Raw genomic sequence first — 19,967 nt, forward strand, 5'->3', positions numbered from 1 at the left:
ATCGCGAACAATCGCGAGTCAGATTTCCTCCCGACAGAAAGGCGGCCGCACCATGCGACGCATCAACGACGAATCCTTCACCCAGCACCACCACGACCACGACCGCGCCGAGCGGTCCGCCCGACGCCAGCGCTTCGCCGGTTTCGAGCGCGGCCCGCGCGGCCACGGCGGCCCGGGCTTCGGCCCCGGCGGCTTCGGCCCGCGCGGCCCGCAGCGCGCGAGCCGCGGCGACGTGCGCAGCGCCATCCTCTCCCTGCTCGCCGAGGCGCCCTCGAACGGCTACGGCCTCATCAAGGCGATCGCCGAGAAGACCGGGGGAGTGTGGCGCCCGAGCCCCGGCTCGGTCTACCCCACCCTGCAACAGCTCGTCGACGAGGAGCTCATCGTCGCCACCGGCGACGGCCGCCGCACCGAATTCGAGCTGAGCGACACCGGTCGCGCCTACGTCGCCGACCACGCCGACGAGCTGACCAAGGCGTGGGAGGCGACGGCGGGCACCTCCGCGGCCGAGACCGAGTTCCACACCAGCCTGGCGAAGCTCATGGGGGTCGTGAAGCAGTTCCGCTTCGCCGCCACCGACGAGCAGCGGGCCCAGGCCACCGAGAAGCTCGACGAGGCGCGGCGGGCGCTGTACCTCATCCTCGCCGACTGAGTCCTCGCCGACGCGAGTCCACGCACGCGTCAGTCCACGCACGCTGAGCCGGTCGCGCCTCCCGTCGACACGGGCCGCGCATCCGCTCACCCGAACCCCCTTCCTCCACCCGAGGGAGGGGGTTCACGGCGTGTCCACCCGGCGGGTGCGTGGTGGCGGGCGTCGTCACCGTGGCTCTGAGGTCGCGAATAAGGCGTCCGCCCGATACGGCGCCCGCGTCTTAGAGAGCACTCTCGACTCGTCGGATTCCCCGAGACGAGAGAGGCGGCGATCGCCGTGATGATCAGCGAGTATTCCTTCCCCTGGCTCTACGAGGCCGAGGAGCAGCGCATGACCGAGGAGCTCGAACGGCGCCGGATGCAGGCGGAGCGTCAGCAGCAGGACGCCGCGTCGGCTGCGCAGCAGGCCCCCGCGCGGGCGCGACGGGCGGCGGCGAGGGCCGCCCGCCACGGCGCCCGCGGTGGCCGCGGCGGCCCGCGCCGGATGTCGGCGGCGGGTGGCACGATGTAGGCATGCAGACCACCAGTCCCTCGCTCATCGGGCGCGAGAACGACCTGGAGTCGCTCGTCGACGCCCTCGCCGAGGCGAGGTCTGGGCTCACCCGCACCGTGGTGGTGAGCGGTGAGGCGGGCATCGGCAAGACCAGGCTGGTCGCCGAGTTCCTCGCCGCGGTGCCGGGCGACACGCTGGTGCTGCGCGGCCAGTGCGTCGACCTCGATCGCGACGCGCCGCCCTACGCCCCGGTCGTCGCGGTGCTGCGCGCCCTCGTCGCCGCGGTCGGCGCGCCACGCGTGCGCGAGGCGGCGGGCGCAGCGGCCGACGCGCTCGGCGTGCTGCTGCCCGAGCTCGAGCCGGCCGTCGACGACCCGGCGGCCCGGGGCGGCGCCGACCGGCTGTTCGACGCCGTCGCCGCGGTTCTCGGCGACGTCTCCGGCGAGCATCCGCTCGTGGTGGTCGTCGAAGACCTGCACTGGGCCGACAGCGCGACGCTCGCTCTGCTGCGCTTCCTCATGCGTGTGCTCGAGAGCGCCCGCGTGCTGTTCGTCGTCACCTACCGCAGCGACGAGCTCGGCCGCGGCCACCCGCTGCGCAGCTGGGTGCCCGAGCTCGACCGCAATCGGCGGGTCTCGCGGCGCGAGCTCCCTCGCCTCAACCGGCGGCAGGTGCGGCAGCTCTCCTCGGCGCTCATGGGCAGTCCCCTGAGCGCTGCCGATCTCAGCGTGGTGGTGCAGCGCACCGACGGGGTGCCCTTCTTCATCGAGGAGATCCTCGGCTGCGGTTTCGACACGGTCGACGCGCTTCCCGACACGCTCCGCGACATCCTGCTCGCCCGCTACGAGACCCTCAGCGATTCCACGCAGCGCTTCCTCCGCCTGCTCGCCGCGGGCGGCGCGCGGGTCGAGCACGAGCTGTTCGCCGTCGTGAGCGACGACGACGCCCGCACCATCGACGACGCGGCGCGCGAGGCCGTGCAGGCGCGCGTGCTCGTCGTCGACGACACCGCCTACGCCTTCCGGCACGCCCTGGTGCGCGAGGCGGTGCACGACGAACTGCTCCCCGGTGAGCGCATGCGCTTCCACACCTGCTACGCCGAGGCCCTCGAGGGTCGCCAGGGCGGTTCGCGGGTCGACGCGAGTGCCATCTCGTACCACTGGATGGCCGCGCACAACCTCGAGGCGGCCTTCAGCGCCTCGCTCACGGCGATGGAGCAGGCGAGAAGCGCCTTCGCGAACTCGACGGCCTCGCGCCTCGGCGAACGAGCGCTCGAGCTGTGGCCGCGGGTTCCCGACGCCGAGCGGCTCGCCGGGCGCAGCAGGGTCGACCTGCTCGGCGAGACGGCCTACACCCTGCGCAACGCGGGCGAGAGCGAGCGTGCCATCGCGCTGGTCGACGAGGCGCTCGCCTGCTGCGACCGGTCGGAGTCACCCGAGGTGTACGGGCGGCTGCTCCGTGACAAGGCGTCCTACCTCGCGAACCTCGGGCAGTCGGGCTCGGTCGAGCTGCTGCGCGAGGCGCTCGAGGTCATCGACGGCACCGGGCGCAGCGTGCTGCGCGCCAACGTGCTCGGCGAGCTCGCCGCCCGGCTCATGCTCGACGCCCTCTTCGTCGACGCCGTCCGCACGGCCGACGACGCCTTCGCCGAGGCCGAGCAGGTGGGCTCGAAGCCGCGCATGTCGGTGGCCGCGAACATCCGCGGCTTCTCGAAGCTCTGCCTCGGCCGGGTCGACGAGGGGCTCGCCGACCTGCGGCTCGCCGGCGAACTCGCCGTGGGCAACCAGTCGGCCGAGCTGCGCCACCAGGTCAACCTCTCTGACGCGATGTACCTGCTCGGGCGATTCGACGACGCGGTCCGCATCGCTGAAGCGGGGGCCGAGCGGGCGCGCGAACGCGGGGTGGAACGCACCTCGGGCGCCATCCTGCTCTCCAACGTCGTCGCCCCGCTGTTCGCGCTCGGGCAGACCGAGCGGGCCGAGGCGGTGCTCGACCGCGCGCTCGAGCTCGACCCGCCCATCGGGTTCAGCGCCCACCTGCAGCGCATCAAACTGGAGGCCACCCTGTGGTCGGGCGACCAGCAGCTCGCCGAGCGCCTGCTGCGCTCGTGGCGCTCGGCCCTCGGCCTCCAGCTGCGCATCGACGCCCAGTCGCGGCTCGGTCTCGCCCGGGTCGCCGCGGAGATCGCCCTCGCCGGCGGAGACGTCGCCGCCGCCTGGCGCGAGCTCGCCCCGCTCTTCGCGCCGGGGCGGGAGCGCACCTTCCCGCCCTACGACCTGCCCCTGCTCGCCACCGCTGCGAGGGTCGTGGCCGCCGCGCGCGCGGAGGGCGTCGAGTTGGGCGAAGGCGTCGAGCCCGACGAGCTCGAGCAGCGCGTCGCCGCCTGGAGTGACGACGTCGCCGCCTGGCCTACGGCTCCGGCCTACCTCGCGGTCATCGCCGCCGAGACCGGTGGCGAGCGCGGCCGCGGCGACGACTGCGCCCTCTGGGAGGAAGCCGTCGCCGCGGCAGGCGGCCCCGGCGTTCCCGCTCAGCTGCTGCCCTACGCCCGGGTGCGACTCGCCGAGGCGCTGGCGGGGGCCTCCGACCGCGCCGCCGCGCGGGTCGTCGCCGAGCAGGCGCGGCTCGGCGCCGAGGCGATCGGGCTCGGGCTCGTCGTGCGCCGGGTCGACGACCTCGAACGACGCGTGGGCCTCGTGCGGCCGCCCGGCGGCCCGGCCGCCGTGCGCACCGTCGAAGACGACCTCACCGAGCGCGAGCGTCAGGTGCTCGACCTGCTCGCCCAGGGGCTCAGCAACCGGCAGATCGCCGAGACGCTGTTCATCAGCACCAAGACGGCGAGCGTGCACGTCTCCAACATCCTCCGCAAGACCAACACCGCCACCCGCACCGAGGCCGCCTTCCTGGCCCGCTCGTTCACCGCGCGTTAACCGCCGGTCCGCCCGGCGGTCCTCCGCCTCCTCCATACTCCTCACGCCGCGGGGGCTCACCGCGGCGCACCCGCGACGAGGAGGCCCGATGCCCGCCGACCCCACCAGCTCCCCGGTCGACCTCAACGACATGCTCGGCTACGTCGTCGTCGACACCGACGACGACGATCCCATCCTGGTCGACCGCAACGGCGAGGTCGTCGACACCTGGCGCGAGGGCTACCCCTACGACCATCGCCTCGACCGCGATGAGTACGAGCTCACCAAGCGCCTGCTGCAGATCGAGCTGCTGAAGCTCCAGAACTGGATCAAGGCCGAGGGTCGCCGCCTCGTCATCGTCTTCGAGGGCCGCGACGCCGCCGGCAAGGGCGGCACCATCAAACGCTTCACCGAGCACCTCAACCCGCGCGGCGCCCGGGTGGTGGCCCTCGAGAAGCCCACCGAGCGGGAGAGCACGCAGTGGTACTTCCAGCGCTACGTGAAGCACCTGCCGGCCGCCGGCGAGATGGTGCTGTTCGACCGCTCCTGGTACAACCGCTCCGGCGTGGAGCGCGTGATGGGCTTCTGCACCGACGATCAGTACTCCCGCTTCCTGCTGCAGGCGCCCGCTTTCGAACGGATGCTCGTGCAAGACGGCGCCGACGTGGTCAAGTTCTGGTTCTCGGTGTCGAAGAGCGAGCAGCTCACCCGCTTCGCCATCCGCCAGGTCGACCCCGTGCGGCAGTGGAAGCTGTCGCCGATGGACATCGCCTCGCTCGACAAGTGGGACTCGTACACCGTCGCGAAGGAGGCGATGTTCGCGGCCACCGACACCCCTGAAGCGCCGTGGACGGTGGTGAAGAGCAACGACAAGAAGCGCGCCAGACTCGAGGCCATGCGGCACGTGCTGCACCGCTTCCCCTACGCCGAGCGCGACGACGAGATCGTCGGAACGCCCGACCCGCTCGTCGTCGGGCCCGCCGAAACGGTCTACGAGCGTGGCGAGAACGCGGGGAGCAGCGCGGCGGCCACCGCCTGAGGAGCCTCGATGTGGGCGAAGTGCCCCGCCTCGGGCACCACGGTGAGTGACACGTCGCGCACGACCCGCGCGAGCATCCGGTCGTCGTCGTCTCCCGCGAACACGTCGTCGTTTCCGCGCACCGACCGCACCGGGCAGCGGATGCGCGACCACCAGCCCTCGAGGTCGTAGCCCGCGGCGATGCGGGCGGCCTGCACGAAGGCCGCGGGTCGCACCTCGTCGGCGAGGGCGGCCACGACGGAGTCGGGCACGCGTCGCGGGTGCGCGAACAGGGGTGCGACGACGACCCCGAGCAGTCGCGCACGGCGGAGAGCCTTCAACAGCCGGGAGGCCCCACGGCCGAACGGCGCGAAGCAGCGCATCACGGCGAGGAGCCCGGCGAAGGCCGGCCGCCGGGAGGCCGCGTGCAGCGGGCGGCGCGCCACCTCGGCCACGGCGAAGGTGGCGGGGGAGACGAGGGAGGCGGAGAGCGTGGCCTCCGGCTCGGTGGCGGCGAGGTGCAGCGCGATGAAGGCGCCGAGCGAATGGCCCACGACGTGCCAGCTCGTGTAGCCGAGCGAGCGCAGCAGGTCGACGGCGGCGCCGGAGACGTCGTCGATGCCCGCGTCGGGATGGAAGGCCGGGCTGTCTCCCCAGCCCGGCAGGTCGAGCGCCACGACGTCGAAGGGCGTGAGGCTGCGGCGATCGAGTTCGGCGAGGAGCGGTGTCCAGGTGGTCCACGAGCCCGCGGCGCCGTGCAGCAGGAGCGTCGCCACCCGCGACCCTGCGCCGTCGGAGAGAGCGCCCCGGCTGCCGCGCACCCGCGCCGAGACGGGGCCCAGGCGGGTGATCGACACCCGCCACTCGAAGCCGAGAGCACCCGCGTCGGTGGTGAGGCCGGTCGGGGCGTAGGGTTCCCGGTCGGGAGTGCCGGCGACGCCGAAGGGCGCAGGTGACGGCGCGCCGGGAGAAGGCGCGCCCGAGGAGGCACTCCGGGTCATGCAGGCGATTCGGAGCCGCCGCCGTCGCCGGATGGGAGCGGCGCGGCGACGGGATAGCGTAGACGCACGACGACGACGAGGAGCGGAACGCGGGTGCGACGAGGGTTCGGGGTGATGCGCCTGCTGGTCGCTGCCCTCGGGGCCACGGCGTTGATCTTCGACTTCGACTACGTGCTCGGCTTCAGCACCTTCTCGGCCGAGAACTACTTCAGCTACTTCACCTTCCAGAGCAATCTCGCGAACGTCGTGGTGCTCGGCACCTCCGGTGTGCTGCTGCTCCGCGGTCACGTGGTGGGCCGCCTCCTGGTGAGCTTCCGCGCCATCGTCACCACCTACGTCATCGTCTCGGGGATCGTGTTCGCCCTCATCGTGTCGCAGGCGGGCAGCCACCAGTACCGCATCGAGGTGCCCTGGTCGAGCCAGGTGCTGCACTTCGTCATCCCCGCCTACCTCATCGCCGACTGGGTGATCGGCGTCGGGCGGGTGCGGCTGCGCTGGCGCACCGTGGCCATCGTGCTCGGCTTCCCCGTGGTGTGGGGGGTCTTCACGCTAATCCGCGGGTCGATCGTGCGCTGGTACCCGTACTTCTTCCTCGACCCCGACCAGGTGAGCGGGCCCGGGGAGTTCGTGCTCTACTGCGGCATCGCGCTCGGCCTGTTCGCCGGCATCATGGCCGGGCTCGTCGCTCTCTCGCGGCTGCGGCCGCTCAGGGCACCGCGGTGGGCGTCGTGGCCGGCGTCGGCGTGGCGGTCATGGTCTCGTCGACGAACGGCGCCAGGGTGGCCAGCGCCGTCTCGACGAACTCGGAGTCGCCGAGCTTCGAGGTGACCGAGACGTCGTCGGATGCGGTGAGACCGATGAGGATGGCCTGGCCGGTCGAGGGGAGCAGGTTGATCCACTCCGCGATCACCGAGGTGTCGTCGACGACCGAGAGCACGGTGGCCTCCGTCGACCAGAACGGCTCGTCGAAGCGCAGCCAGAGCTGCTCGAGGCGGCCCACGCCGAGCTTCGCGATGGCCGTCGAGCTGGCCTCGGGCAGCGGCGGGGCGAACTCGATGGTCTCGGCCTGCAGCACCCCGAGCGGCACGGTCACGACGACCCGGTCGACCGAGAGCGACTCGCCGGTGCCGAAGCGCAGGCTCGCGCCGTCGTCGTCGTAGCCGATGCGGATGACCGTGCTCGACAGCAGCACGTCGAGCCCCTCGAGGCAGTCGCGCACCAGCGTGTCGAGACCGCCCACCACGAGCCCGGTGCCGTCGACGAGCCCCGGCTTGTCGAGGCCGTAGGAGGCCGAGAGGGCGAACGGCCCGGCGCCGTACCGGCTCGCGATGGTCGTGTCGAGGTACTGGGTGAGCGCTTCGTCGGGCGCGAGCGGTCCACCGTCGGCGGGGCTCGTCGTGGGTGTCGAGGGCGCCACCATGGCCAGGGCTCCCGACTCCGCGAGTGCCGAGGCGAGCGAGGTGTCGGCCTCCTGGGCCTTCGCCCACGCGACCGCGGCGGCCACCGCATCCGGGCCCGCCGTCGAGGGGGCGACGACGGTGCCGTCCTCCGTGCGCAGCTCGGCGCTGGCGTCGAGGGTGAGGGTGTCGACGTCGGATGCGGTGAGCAGCTCGTCGAGACCGGTGCCGGTGACGGAGGCGGCGCCCAGTTCGACCGGGAACGGCCAGCCCGCCTCGTCGCGGGTGTCGATGCGGCCGCCGACCCGGTCGCGCGCCTCCACGACCACGACGTCGAAGCCCGCCGCGGTGAGGTCTCGGGCGGCGGTCGCCCCCGCGAGGCCCGCGCCGATCACGGCGATGCGTTCGCCCGGGTCGCCGAGCGCGACCACCGAGGCGGCGGCGGACTCGCCGGAGCGGGCCGCGCCCACGACGGTGCCGGGGAACTCCGCCGAGGTGGCTTCGCCCGCGAAGAACACCCTGCTCTGCACGGGTTCGCGGAGGGTGGCCCGGTCGCCCGGGTCGGCGCCCACCGGCGTCATGCTGAACGAGCCGAGGGAGTACGGGTCGTCGGCCCAGGCGCTGCGGAGGTAGGCGGCGGGCGCGGGAACGGGGGAGAGCGGCCCGACGGTGGGCGTGATGCTCGGGGTCGGCGCGGGCGCCTCCGGAACGCAGGCGGCGAGTGTGGCGAGCGTGGCAGCCGAGAGCGCCCCCGCCAGGAAGGTGCGCCGTTCCATGTCCACTGCCGTGCTGCCGATCTCGCCTCGTGCTCCTCGCGCGGTGCCGGATGCTCCCCGCGATGTGGAGTGTCTCCACGTTATCCAACGCTCGGGGGATTCGCTGCGCCGAGTGCCCCCGGCGCTGGGATGATGGGCTCATGATCTCGATCGAGCTGGCCAGGGCGCTGCGCACGGCCGGGCTGCGCTGGCACCCGCGTTCGCAGGACGGCTTCGTCGTGGAGTCGGCCGAGGGCGACGGCGAGGTGTACACGGTGAGCGAGATGACCGTCGACGTGCACGAGTACCCCACCGGAACACTCATCGGCTTCAACGGCACCACCGAGTGGGCGCTCGACTCGGTCGCCCTCGCCGACACGCTGTGGCTGCCGCGCGAAGACCAGCTGCGCGAGCTCCTCCGCGACGGCTTCCACGGTCTCGAGATCGACCGCGGCTTCGACCCGCCCCGGTTCCTCGTCACCGCGACGGTGCGCGGCAACCGGCGGGTGTACGAGGCGGAGAGCGCGGCCGACGCCTACGGCGAGGCCCTGCTCGACCTCATCGTGCAGAGCCTGGTGGCCGAGCCCGGTAGCGATGTCGGCCCCCCGCAATAGGCTGGAGGAATGACAGACAGCTCCGTGCCCCTCGTCACCCTCAACAACGGCATCGACATCCCCCAGCTCGGCTTCGGCGTGTTCAAGGTCGACCCCGACAAGACCGGTCGCGTGGTGCGCGACGCCCTCGACGTGGGCTATCGGCACCTCGACACCGCCGCCATCTACCACAACGAAGAAGGCGTCGGCCACGCGGTGAAGGAGTCGTCGCTCGACCGCGACGAGCTCTTCATCACCACGAAGCTCTGGAACGACCAGCAGGCCAACGCCCTCGAGGCCTTCGACAAGAGCCTCGCCCGCCTGCAGCTCGACTACGTCGACCTCTACCTCATCCACTGGCCGGCACCCGAGCGCGACAGCTACCTCGAGGCGTGGCGCTCGCTCGAGTCGATCCTCGAATCGGGCCGGGCCAAGGCCATCGGTGTCTCGAACTTCACCATCGACCACCTCGAGCACCTCATCTCCGAGACGCAGATCGTGCCCGCGGTGAACCAGGTCGAACTGCACGTCGACTTCCAGCAGACCGAGCTGCGCGCCTACGCCGCCGAGCAGGGCATCGCCATCGAGGCCTGGGGCCCGCTCGGCCAGGGCAAGATCAACCGGTCGGAGGAGCTCGCCGGCATCGCGGCGGCCCACGGCAAGACCGTGCCGCAGACGATCCTGCGCTGGCACCTGCAGATCGGCAACATCGTCATTCCGAAGAGCAACAACAAAGACCGCATGGCCGAGAACTTCGACGTCTTCGACTTCGAGCTCAGTCAGAGCGAGATCGCCGCCATCGCGGGCCTCGACCGCGGCGAAGACGGCAGGGGCGGCAGTCACCCGCTCAAGGTCAACTGACGCGCGCGGGCCGTGGTTCCCGTTCTCGCGAGCGCGGGAACCACGGCACCAGCGGCGAGGTGCGTCGACGGTAGTCGGCGTACTCGGGGTACTTCGAGAGCGTGATGCTCTCGGTGAAGATCGTCGAGCCGATGAACAGGGCGGTGAGCAGCACTGGCCCCGCCACGGTCCACTGCAGCAGCGACCCTGCCGACACGGCTCCGATGAAGAAGAGCACCCACCACTGCGCCTGCTCGAAGAAGAAGTTCGGGTGCCGCGAGAAGCGGAAGAGGCCCGTCTGCAGGAAGCGGAGGTTCGATTCCCGGCCGGCCCGCGCATCCGCCCGCTTGCCCTGGTGGAACACCCACTGCTGCTGATCGGCCACGGTCTCGCCGACGAGCAACGCGACGACGAGCGCGAGCAGCACGGCGTCGAGGGCGCCGAACGGGGTCGCCCGGTGCTGGAAGGCGGTGAACGCGGGCATGGCGATGAGGAAGAGGATGACGCTCTGGTACGCCGAGATGAAGAACAGGTTGAACAGCTGGAACTGCGCCCGCGACATCCGGCCCCTGAGCACCGCCCAGCGGTAGTCTTCGCCGCCTCGCCCGTAGCCGCCCTTGCGGGCGAAGTTGAAGGTGAGGCGGGCGCCCCACAGGGTGACGACGACGGCCATGAGGTTCAGGCGCAGGTCGGAGAAACCGGCTGCGCCGGCGAAGATCCAGAGGTAGATCACCGGGATGACCGACCAGAGGCGGTCGACCCAGGAGTACTCCCGCGTCAGCAGCGAGAGCACCCAGACGACGGCGCACGACACGACGAGAACCCAGAGCGAGGCGACGAGCGGAGCCATGCGCACATCTTAGGCGGCGCCCGGAGAACGGAGAGGGAATTCGCGGGTCTGGCGGTGCCCGTCATCCACTACGCTGGGGGGAGCAAGGAGGGCATGAGGGATGACCACGAGTAACAGCGAAGACGACCGCACGAAGATCATCCCTGTCAACCCGCCCACCGGCGACACCACCATCTCGCTCACCGGCGAGTTCGCCGCCCAGCTCGCGGCCCTCGAGGGCGGTGTCAGCTCTGAGGAGCTCGAGTCGATCGCGGCGCTGCCGTCGGGTTCGGCGCTGCTCATCGTGCGCCGCGGCCCGAACGCCGGCGCACGCTTCCTCCTCGACACCGCGGTCACCACGGTTGGGCGTCACCCGAACGCCGACATCTTCCTCGACGACGTCACGGTCTCGCGCCGTCACGCCGAGTTCGCGCGGCACGGCCACTCCTTCGTCGTGCGCGACCTAGGTTCGCTGAACGGCACCTACGTGGGCGGTGTCAGGGTCGAAGAAGCGCTCCTCGACGACGGAGCCGAAGTGCAGATCGGCAAGTTCCGCCTCACGTTCTACCCATCACGCATCGACGTGGTGAGCGCCGCGGGCCAGTAGTGCCGAGCGCCGCACAGTCGTCTTCAACACCGTCGGGTCACCTGCTCGGCATCGGTCAGGTGCTCGCGAAGCTCACGACCGAGTTCCCCGACCTCACGCCCTCGAAACTGCGGTTCCTCGAGGAGCGCGGGCTCGTGCATCCCGCCCGCACACCCTCGGGCTACCGCAAGTTCTCGCAGAACGACCTCAGCCGCCTGCGGCTCATCCTCGGGCTGCAGCGCGACTGCTACCTGCCGCTCGCCGTCATCAAGGACTACCTGGCCGACGTCGACGCCGGTCTCAACCCGCCCATGCCGGGGGCGGTGCTGCCGGGCGGGTCGTCCATCCTGCAGACCGGGCGCCGGCTCAGCCGCGACGAACTCACCCGCGAGGCGGGCGCCACCCCCATGCTCGTGCAAGACGCGTTCTCGGCACAGGTGCTGAGCCCGGCCGAGAGCTACGGCGAAGACGCGCTCAACGTCATGAAGGCGCTGGTCGAGCTGCAGCGCTCGGGAATCGAGCCGCGGCACCTGCGCGGGTTCAAGCAGGCCACCGAGCGCGAACTGGGGCTCATCGAGAGCGCCCTCATGCCCGTCGCCAAGCGCCGCGACCCGTCGAGCCGGGCGAAGGTCGCCGAACTGGCGCTCGAGATCGCCGGTCAGCTCGAGATCGTGCGGTCGAGCCTCATCAGGTCGGCGCTCGGGCGGATCGCGCCGTGAGCGGGGTCACGCGGTTCACGCGGCGTGCGCGGCGCGCGCGGCTTGCGCGCTTCGCGGGTCCGGTTCGCGACACGCCGCACGCGAGTGGTGGATGTCGTTGCTCCGGGGTGCTCGCCTCGATAGCGTGGGGTGAACGCGCCGCACGGCCGTGCCATGGAGAGGGAAGGCCCTGATGAGCGAGCTGAGCAAGAACGACGATTCTCGCTACGACCTCGGTCTCCTGTTCACCGACGGACTGCCCGACCTCGACAACGCCGAGGGCTACCGTGGCGCCGTCGCAGCACGCGCCGCCGGCATCACCTACCGGCAGCTCGACTACTGGGCGCGCACCGCGCTCGTCGAGCCCACCGTGCGTGGCGCGGCGGGCTCCGGCTCGCAGCGCCTCTACGGCTTCCGCGACATCCTCGTGCTCAAGCTCGTCAAGCGCCTCCTCGACACCGGCATCTCGCTGCAGCAGATCCGCACCGCCATCAACCAGCTCCGCGAAGCCGGCATCAACGACCTCGCCCAGACCACCCTCATGAGCGACGGCGCCAGCGTCTACCTCTGCACCTCCAACGACGAGGTCATCGACCTCGTCAGCCGCGGCCAGGGCGTCTTCGGCATCGCCGTCGGCAAAGTCCTCCGCGAGGTCGAGAACTCGCTGGTCGACCTCGATCCGGCGGTCGCCGATCCGGCCGATGAGCTCGCGGCGCGAAGGGCTGCTCGCAAGATCTCGTAGCGCCTTCCGCTCGCCGCGCGGCCGGATCGGCTCCGCCTCTGTGCTGGCTGCGGTCGCGGCCGTGCTGCGCGCGGCTGCGACCGGCGTCGCCGGTCCTTGCCCGGCGCCGCGCGACATGTGAGCACGCGGTCGCTGACGCGGCCACGCACTCACCCTGGGTCGTCTGAGCGCGGCCTGCAGCCTCCGGTCGACTGCCGCACGGGCCTCGCATTGTGGGGCTGCTCGTGGGACGAGCCTTGCCACGCGGGGTTGCTCGCGGATGGGCCTCGCACGTGCGGGTTGCTCGTAGGACGGGCCTCGCATGTGCGGGTTGCTCGTGGGAACGGGTCTCAACGCAACAGGCCTTTATCGACGACCCAAGGTGAGTGCGTGGCCGCGTCAGCGACCGCGTGCTCACATGTCGCGGCGCGCCGCAGAAGCGGCGGCGCGCCCCGGTGGAGCCGCGCGAAGCACGGCCCCACCGGCAGCAAACACAGCGCGAGCCAGGCTGCGGGTAACTCGATAACGCGACCCAGCGTGCGGGTAACTCGCTAACGCGACCCAAGCTGCGGGTAACTCGCTAACGCGACCCAGCGTGCGGGTAACTCGCTAACGCGACCCAGCCTGCGGGTAACTCGCTAACGCGACCCAGCCTGCGAGTAACTCGCTAACGCGACCCAGCCTGCGAGTAACTCGCTACCGCCAGCTCGCTACGCCTTCAGCTCTGCGTACTCGCCGACGCGCCCGGTGCGCATGACGCGCTCGAGGAGCAGGTCGAAGTTGCGGGCCATCTCCTGGGCGCCTTCGCCGGGCCACACGTGCAGCGGCTTCGCGGCGCCCTGGGCCTGCTGGAGCGAGGTGCGCTCGGGCAGTTGGGGCGAGAGCACGAGCGGCCCGAACATGTCGCGGAGTTCTTTGATGCGGAACTGGTGCTCGAGCGACTGGGAGCGCACACGGTTGACGATGATGCCGAGCGGCTGGAGGCGGGGCGAGAGTCCGCGGCGGATCTCCTCGATCGCCCGCAGTGCACGGTCGGCAGCGGCGACCGAGAACAGACCCGGCTCCGTGACGACCGAGACGCGGTCGGAGGCGGCCCAGGCGGTGCGGGTGAGCGCGTTCAGCGAGGGGGCGCAGTCGATGAGCACGAGATCGTACTCGTTCTCGACCGTGGCGAGAGCCTCTTCGAGCTTCCAGATGTCTCGGATCGACGGGTGCGGCCCGTCGAAGTTCAACGCCGACGGGCTGCCGATAAGCACATCGATCTTGCCGCCGCGGTCTTTCGTCCACCCCGAGGGGGCGATCGCGGCGCGCACGATCTTCTCCTTCGGCGAGGCGAGCACATCGGCGACGTTGAGGTGACCGGCGACACGGATGTCCATGCCGGTCGACACGTCGGACTGGGGGTCGAGGTCGACGACGAGAGTACGCAGGCCCTTCGCGAACGCGGCGGATGCGAGGCCTAGCGTCACTGTGGTCTTGCCCACACCACCCTTGAGGGACGAGACGCTGAGTACATGCACAATCGAATACGTTACCTTCACTAGGGTATGAGTACCTAACTGTTCGCTGTGCGCGCATGTGCCTGAAAGGTCTCGATGTTCAAGAAGATCCTGGTAGCCAACCGCGGCGAGATCGCGATCCGTGCATTCCGAGCAGCGTACGAGCTGGGTGCGAAGACGGTCGCGGTGTTCCCTTACGAAGACCGCAATTCGATGCACCGGTTGAAGGCCGACGAGGCCTACCAGATCGGTGAGGTGGGGCATCCGGTTCGTGCCTACCTCGACGTGTCGGAGATCATCCGGGTGGCCCTGGAGAGTGGCGCCGACGCCATCTACCCGGGCTACGGCTTCCTCTCCGAGAACCCCGAACTCGCGAAGGCTGCTGCCGAGAACGGCATCACCTTCATCGGCCCCGGTGAGCACGTGCTCGAGATGGCGGGCAACAAGGTCACCGCGAAGGAGCACGCCATCGCGGCGGGTGTTCCGGTGCTGAAGTCGTCGCCGGCGACGACCGACATCGAGGTTCTGCTGCAGGCCGCCGACGAGATCGGCTTCCCCGTGTTCGCGAAGGCGGTCGCGGGCGGCGGCGGCCGAGGGATGCGCCGGGTCGAGACCCGCGAAGAGCTCCGCCCGGCGCTCGAGGCGGCGATGCGCGAGGCCGACAGCGCGTTCGGCGACGCCACCATGTTCCTCGAACAGGCGGTGCTGCGCCCGCGTCACATCGAGGTGCAGATCCTCGCCGACAGCGCGGGCCAGACCTTCCACCTGTACGAGCGCGACTGCTCGGTGCAGCGTCGCAACCAGAAGGTCGTCGAGATCGCCCCGGCGCCGAACATCTCCGACGAGCTCCGCGCCGCCCTCCACGCCGACGCCATCAAGTTCGCGAAGTCCATCTCCTACGTGAACGCGGGAACTGTCGAGTTCCTCGTCGACACGGTGGGGGAGCGCGCGGGTCAGCACGTCTTCATCGAGATGAACCCGCGCATCCAGGTGGAGCACACGGTGACCGAGGAGGTCACCGACGTCGACCTGGTGCAGTCGCAGATGCTCATCGCCTCGGGCACCACCTTCGCCGACCTCGGTCTCACCCAAGACGGCATCGTGCTGCACGGCGCCGCCCTGCAGTGCCGCATCACCACCGAAGACCCGACGGCGGGCTTCCGGCCTGACACCGGCAAGATCGCCGCCTACCGCTCCCCGGGCGGTGCGGGCGTGCGTCTCGACGGCGGCACCGTCGACGTGGGAGCGCAGATCAGCCCCCACTTCGACTCGATGCTGGCGAAGATGACTTGCCGCGGGCGTGACTTCCCGGCCGCCGTGCGTCGTGCGCGTCGTGCGTTGGCGGAGTTCCGCATCCGTGGTGTGTCGACGAACATCCCGTTCCTGCAGGGGGTGCTCGACGACCCCGACTTCATCGCGGGCGACCTGTCGACCTCCTTCATCGAGGAGCGTCCGCAGCTGCTCGACGGGCACCGCTCGAAGAACCGCGGCGGCAAGATCCTCAACTGGCTCGCCGACGTCACCGTCAACCAGCCGCACGGTGCACGCCCGCCCGGCGCCGACCCCGCTGTGAAGCTGCCCGCGATCGACCTCTCGCAGCCGGCCCCCGCGGGTTCGCGTCAGCGGCTGCTCGAGCTGGGGCCGAAGGGCTTCGCGGATGCTCTCCGGGCCCAGACCGCGCTGGCCGTCACCGAGACCACGATGCGCGACGCCCACCAGTCGCTGCTCGCCACGCGCGTGCGCACCCGCGACCTCGTCGCCGTCGCCCCCTACGTCGCCCGCATGACGCCCGAGCTGCTGAGCGTCGAGGCGTGGGGTGGCGCCACCTACGACGTCGCGCTCCGCTTCCTCGGCGAAGACCCGTGGGAGCGGCTCGCCGCGCTACGCGAGGCGCTGCCGAACGTGGCGATCCAGATGCTGCTGCGCGGCCGCAACACCGTCGGCTACACCCCTTACCCCGTTGAGGTGACCGACGCGTTCGTGCGGGAGGCCGCAGCGACCGGTGTCGACATCTTCCGCATCTTCGACGCCCTGAACGACGTGTCGCAGATGCGCCCGGCGATCGAGTCGGTGCTCGCCACCGGCTCGACCATCGCCGAGGTGGCCGTCTGCTACACCGGCGACCTGCTCGACCCCGCCGAAGACCTCTACACCCTCGACTACTACCTGAAGCTCGCCGACCAGATCGTCGAGGCCGGCGCCCACGTGCTCGCCATCAAGGACATGGCGGGCCTGCTCCGCCCGGCCGCCGCGGCCACGCTCGTGTCGGCGCTGCGCGAACGCTTCGACCTGCCGGTGCACGTGCACACGCACGACACCGCGGGCGGGCAGCTCGCCACCCTGCTCGCCGCGAGTGCTGCCGGGGCCGACGCCGTCGACGTGGCCGCTGCTCCGATGGCGGGCACGACCAGCCAGCCCAGCGCATCCGCTCTGGTCGCGGCGCTCGCGCACACCGAGCGCGACACCGGCATCAGCCTCGCTGCCGTGAGCGACCTCGAGCCCTACTGGGAGGCCGTGCGCCAGGTGTACCGGCCGTTCGAGTCGGGCCTGCCCGGCCCTACCGGGCGTGTGTACAAGCACGAGATCCCGGGCGGGCAGCTGTCGAACCTGCGCCAGCAGGCCATCGCGCTCGGTCTCGCCGACGACTTTGAGCTCATCGAAGACCTCTACGCCGCCGCGAACCAGATCCTCGGCCGCATCCCGAAGGTCACCCCCTCGTCGAAGGTCGTCGGCGACCTCGCGCTGCACCTCGCCGCGGTGAAGGCCGACCCCGCCGACTTCGCCGAGAACCCGGGCAACTACGACATCCCCGACTCGGTCATCGGCTTCATGGCCGGCGAACTCGGCGAACTGCCGGGCGGATGGCCGGAGCCGTTCCGCTCGAAGGTTCTTGAGGGCCGCACCGTGAACGTCGAGGTCACCCCGATCAGCGAGACGGATGCTGCAGCCCTCGCCCCCGAGGCCGGCTCGGCCGAGCGGCGCAGCACCCTCAACCGGCTGCTCTTCCCCGCGCCCACCGCGAGCTTCGAGCAGCAGCGGGAGCTGTTCGGCGACCTCAGCGTCGTCGACACCGTCGATTACCTCTACGGCCTCACCGCCGGCGTCGAGCACGTCGTCGAGATCGACAAGGGCGTGCGCCTGTTCGTCGGACTCGAGGCCATCGGCGAGGCCGACGAGAAGGGCATGCGCACCGTCATGACCACGCTCAACGGGCAGCTGCGCCCGGTGAACGTGCGCGACCGCCAGGTGAAGGTCGAGACCAAGAGCGCCGAGAAGGCCGACCCGAACCAGGCCGGTCAGGTGCCCGCGCCCTTCTCGGGAGTTGTCACGCTGAAGGTCGAGCAGGGCGCCACCGTCGCCGCGGGCGACCCGGTCGCCACCATCGAGGCCATGAAGATGGAGGCCGCCATCACCACCCCGGTGGCCGGGGTCGTGCAGCGGCTCGCCATCCCCACCACCCAGCAGGTGGAGGCCGGCGACCTCATCGTGGTCGTCGCACCCTCCGCCTGAGCCGCGTTCCCGCTCAGTCCACTCCCTCCGAGTCCCCACCCCGAAAGAGCACCGTGACCGTCCGTGACATCCGCCTGTTCGGCGACCCCGTGCTGAAGACCGTCTCCGACCCGATCGTCGACATCGACGACCGCGTGCGCGCACTCGTCGAAGACCTGCTCGACAGCGTGAAGGTGCCCGGCCGGGCGGGTGTCGCGGCGGCGCAGATCGGGGTGAACCTCAGGGCGTTCAGCTACAACGTCGACGGAGAGGTGGGGTACATCCTCAACCCCGTGCTGGTGGAGCTCTCGGGTGAGCCCGAGCTCGTCGACGAGGGCTGCCTCTCGGTGCCGGAGCTCTGGTTCAAGACCCAGCGCTACCCGTTCGCCCGGGCCACCGGCATCGACCTCGACGGCAACCCCGTCGAGGTCTCGGGCACCGGCGTCATGGCCCAGGCGCTCCAGCACGAGACCGACCACCTCGACGGCCTCCTGTACCTCGACCGCCTCGACAAGCCCACCCGCCGCGAGGCCATGCGCCAGGTGCGCGAGTCCCGCTGGTTCTAGCGTTCTCGCGTTCTGGCGTTCAGAAGCGCACACGTCGCGGCATCCGGCCCCGTAGGGGGCTTGGATGCCGCGACGTTTGCGGTTTCGAACGTCAGTGGGTGAGGGAGACGCCCTCCGTGGCGGGGGCGGCGGAGTAGATGCCGTCGATGACGGCGGCGTAGTCCTTCACGATGACGGCGCGCTTGATGGAGAGCTTGGGGGTGAGGTGCCCGCTCGCCTCGGTGAAGTCGTCGGGCAGCACCTCGAACTTGCGGATCGACTCCGCCCGCGACACCAGCGTGTTCGCCGCGTCGACGGCCCGCTGGATCTCGGCGAGCACAGCCGGGTTCTTGGCTGCCTGCGCGAGCGTGAGGTCGCCCGGCTGGCCGTTGTTCGCCAGCCACACCGGCAGCATCTCGGCGTCGAGCGTGATGAGCGCCGAGATGAACGGGCGCTGATCGCCCACCACCACGACCTGTCCCACCAGCGGGTTCGACCGGATGGGGTCTTCGAGCGCGGCCGGCGCCACGTTCTTGCCGCCCGCCGTGACGATGATCTCCTTCTTGCGCCCCGTGATGGTGAGGAAGCCCTCGTCGTCGAGGGCACCGATGTCGCCGGTGTGGAACCACTCGCCGTCCATCACCTCGGCCGTCGCGGCCTCGTTCTTCCAGTACCCGGCGAACACGTTCACGCCCGCCACCAGGATCTCGCCGTCGTCGGCGATCTTCAGCCCCACCCCCGGGAGCGCGGGCCCCACGGTGCCGATTTTGAACTTGTCGGTGAGGTTCACGGTCGCGGGCGCCGTGGTCTCGGTGAGGCCGTAGCCCTCGAGGATGGTGATGCCGAGGCTGCGGTAGAAGTGCCCCAGCCGGTGCCCGAGCGGCGCCGAGCCCGACACCGCGTACTTCACGCGGCCGCCGAGCGCCGCCCGCAGCTTCGAGTACACCAGGCGGTCGAACAGGGCGAACTTGAGCCGCAGGCCGAGCGGCACCTTGCCCGCATCCAGCGCCTCGGAGTGCTCGACCGCCACCGCCGCGGCACGGCGGAAGATCTTGCCCTTCCCGCCGGTCTCGGCCTTCTGCTCCGACGAGTTGTAGACCTTCTCGAACACGCGGGGCACCGCGAGCAGGAAGGTCGGCTTGAACGAGCCGAGCGCCGGCAGCAGCTGCTTCGTGTCGGCCTGGTGGCCCACCTTCACACCGCCGTGCACGCACAGGATGCTGATGAAGCGCGCGAAGACATGGGCCGTCGTGATGAACAGCAGCGTCGACGCCCCGTTCGCGAGAATCGGGGCCATGGCGACCGCGGCGTTGCGGGACAGCTCCACGAAGTTCGAGTGGGTGAGGATGCACCCCTTCGGCTTCCCCATCGTGCCCGAGGTGTAGATGAGGGTGGCGAGGTCGGAGCCCTTCGCCAGCGACCGGCGGCGCTCGATCTCCTCGTCGGAGACGGCGGAGCCCGAGGCGGCGAGCTTGTCGAGGTCGCCCAGGTCGACCTGCCACACCCGGGTGACCTCGGGAAGGTCGGGGTGCACCTCGTCGAAGCGGGCGAAGTGGTCGGCGGTCTCGACGATGATCGCCGTGGCGCCGGAGTCGCTGAGGTTCCACTGCACCTGCGCAGGCGACGAGGTCTCGTAGATGGGAACGAGCACGGCACCGGCGAACCAGGTGGCGAAGTCGATCAGCGTCCACTCGTAGCGGGTCTTGCACATGAGGCCGATCTTGTCGCCCGGCTCGATGCCCGAGGCGACGAGGCCCTTGGCCACCGCTTTCACCTGGGCGAGGAACTCGGCGGCGCTGACGTCTTTCCAGCCCGCTCCGTCGGGAACGGCGAACAACGGTTCATCGGGGGTGAGGCGAACGCGCTCGATCAGAAGATCGGTGGTGTTCGCCTCCGGATCGGCTGTGACGACGGGAGGGACGAAATACTGGTCCACGGCAGCT

16 protein-coding genes and 1 pseudogene are annotated in these 19,967 nt (G+C 70.7%); 12 read left to right on the forward strand and 5 right to left on the reverse strand.

The genetic code is table 11. The annotated features are described in order from the left end of the window. Positions 1 to 52 precede the first annotated feature (52 nt). The 4 genes from HL652_RS06450 (at position 53) to ppk2 (ending at position 5,092) form a co-directional block, all read left to right on the forward strand. Entirely contained in the window at positions 53 to 652 is a 600-nt protein-coding gene (locus HL652_RS06450) for a PadR family transcriptional regulator (protein WP_171704563.1), read from the forward strand. A gap of 276 nt (positions 653 to 928) precedes the next feature. Beyond that, the gene (locus HL652_RS06455) at positions 929 to 1,162 is read left to right on the forward strand and encodes a hypothetical protein (protein WP_171704564.1); all 234 of its coding nucleotides are present in this window, start codon (positions 929 to 931) and stop codon (positions 1,160 to 1,162) included. A gap of 2 nt (positions 1,163 to 1,164) precedes the next feature. Continuing rightward, on the forward strand, positions 1,165 to 4,074 hold the full coding sequence (locus HL652_RS21955) for a helix-turn-helix transcriptional regulator (RefSeq protein WP_171704565.1): 2,910 nt from the start codon (positions 1,165 to 1,167) through the stop codon (positions 4,072 to 4,074). Between the two features lie 88 nt (positions 4,075 to 4,162). Continuing rightward, positions 4,163 to 5,092 carry a polyphosphate kinase 2 gene (ppk2, locus tag HL652_RS06465; protein ID WP_171704566.1) on the forward strand — a complete coding sequence of 310 codons (930 nt, stop codon included), beginning with the start codon at positions 4,163 to 4,165 and terminating at the stop codon, positions 5,090 to 5,092. Here the strand turns inward: ppk2 and HL652_RS06470 are convergent. Further along, positions 5,044 to 6,072: an alpha/beta fold hydrolase gene (locus HL652_RS06470; RefSeq protein ID WP_171704567.1), complete on the reverse strand. Its 1,029-nt coding sequence runs from the start codon at positions 6,070 to 6,072 to the stop codon at positions 5,044 to 5,046. The two genes, ppk2 and HL652_RS06470, sit on opposite strands and share 49 nt — an antisense overlap. 93 nt (positions 6,073 to 6,165) lie before the next feature. On the opposite strand from HL652_RS06470, the gene HL652_RS21690 reads away from it, so the two are divergent. Then, positions 6,166 to 6,900 (forward strand): Pr6Pr family membrane protein, encoded by a 735-nt coding sequence (locus tag HL652_RS21690; protein ID WP_371743592.1) that lies wholly within the window; start codon positions 6,166 to 6,168, stop codon positions 6,898 to 6,900. Here HL652_RS21690 and HL652_RS06475 read toward each other — a convergent pair. Next, a pseudogene (locus tag HL652_RS06475) lies at positions 6,893 to 8,245 on the reverse strand (flavin monoamine oxidase family protein); the annotation flags it as partial. The gene HL652_RS21690 and the pseudogene HL652_RS06475 sit on opposite strands and share 8 nt — an antisense overlap. A 140-nt stretch (positions 8,246 to 8,385) precedes the next feature. On the opposite strand from HL652_RS06475, the gene HL652_RS06480 reads away from it, so the two are divergent. Both HL652_RS06480 and HL652_RS06485 read left to right on the forward strand, forming a co-directional pair. Further along, complete coding sequence (locus HL652_RS06480) at positions 8,386 to 8,838, forward strand: pilus assembly protein CpaE (RefSeq protein WP_171704569.1); 453 nt, start codon at positions 8,386 to 8,388, stop codon at positions 8,836 to 8,838. A 9-nt stretch (positions 8,839 to 8,847) separates the two neighbouring features. After that, positions 8,848 to 9,678 carry an aldo/keto reductase gene (locus HL652_RS06485; RefSeq protein WP_171704570.1) on the forward strand — a complete coding sequence of 277 codons (831 nt, stop codon included), beginning with the start codon at positions 8,848 to 8,850 and terminating at the stop codon, positions 9,676 to 9,678. On the opposite strand, the gene HL652_RS06490 is transcribed toward HL652_RS06485, so the two are convergent. After that, positions 9,671 to 10,507, reverse strand: coding sequence for a DUF1295 domain-containing protein (locus HL652_RS06490; protein WP_171704571.1), 837 nt, complete (start codon positions 10,505 to 10,507; stop codon positions 9,671 to 9,673). The genes HL652_RS06485 and HL652_RS06490 overlap by 8 nt on opposite strands. A gap of 100 nt (positions 10,508 to 10,607) precedes the next feature. On the opposite strand from HL652_RS06490, the gene HL652_RS06495 reads away from it, so the two are divergent. The 3 genes from HL652_RS06495 (at position 10,608) to HL652_RS06505 (ending at position 12,512) form a co-directional block, all read left to right on the forward strand. After that, the gene (locus HL652_RS06495) at positions 10,608 to 11,093 is read left to right on the forward strand and encodes an FHA domain-containing protein (protein ID WP_171704572.1); all 486 of its coding nucleotides are present in this window, start codon (positions 10,608 to 10,610) and stop codon (positions 11,091 to 11,093) included. Next, positions 11,093 to 11,791: a transcriptional regulator FtsR gene (gene ftsR / locus HL652_RS06500; RefSeq protein ID WP_171704573.1), complete on the forward strand. Its 699-nt coding sequence runs from the start codon at positions 11,093 to 11,095 to the stop codon at positions 11,789 to 11,791. Before HL652_RS06495 ends, ftsR begins: the two co-directional genes overlap by 1 nt. Positions 11,792 to 11,963: 172 nt before the next feature. Beyond that, positions 11,964 to 12,512, forward strand: coding sequence for a MerR family transcriptional regulator (locus tag HL652_RS06505; protein ID WP_171704574.1), 549 nt, complete (start codon positions 11,964 to 11,966; stop codon positions 12,510 to 12,512). A 689-nt stretch (positions 12,513 to 13,201) separates the two neighbouring features. Here HL652_RS06505 and HL652_RS06510 read toward each other — a convergent pair. Then, a complete protein-coding gene (locus HL652_RS06510; RefSeq protein ID WP_171704575.1) occupies positions 13,202 to 14,011 on the reverse strand; it encodes a ParA family protein in 810 nt (269 codons plus the stop codon). Positions 14,012 to 14,086: 75 nt separating this feature from the next. Between HL652_RS06510 and HL652_RS06515 the strand changes: the two genes are divergently transcribed. Together HL652_RS06515 and HL652_RS06520 are read left to right on the forward strand one after the other, a co-directional pair. Then, positions 14,087 to 17,500: a pyruvate carboxylase gene (locus HL652_RS06515; protein ID WP_171704576.1), complete on the forward strand. Its 3,414-nt coding sequence runs from the start codon at positions 14,087 to 14,089 to the stop codon at positions 17,498 to 17,500. 53 nt (positions 17,501 to 17,553) lie between these two features. Next, on the forward strand, positions 17,554 to 18,045 hold the full coding sequence (locus HL652_RS06520) for a peptide deformylase (protein ID WP_171704577.1): 492 nt from the start codon (positions 17,554 to 17,556) through the stop codon (positions 18,043 to 18,045). Between the two features lie 91 nt (positions 18,046 to 18,136). Here HL652_RS06520 and HL652_RS06525 read toward each other — a convergent pair whose 3' ends face one another. Then, positions 18,137 to 19,960 carry an AMP-dependent synthetase/ligase gene (locus HL652_RS06525; RefSeq protein ID WP_171704578.1) on the reverse strand — a complete coding sequence of 608 codons (1,824 nt, stop codon included), beginning with the start codon at positions 19,958 to 19,960 and terminating at the stop codon, positions 18,137 to 18,139. Positions 19,961 to 19,967 lie beyond the last annotated feature (7 nt).

Source organism: Herbiconiux sp. SALV-R1 (assembly GCF_013113715.1).
In the GTDB taxonomy this organism is placed as follows: domain Bacteria; phylum Actinomycetota; class Actinomycetes; order Actinomycetales; family Microbacteriaceae; genus Herbiconiux.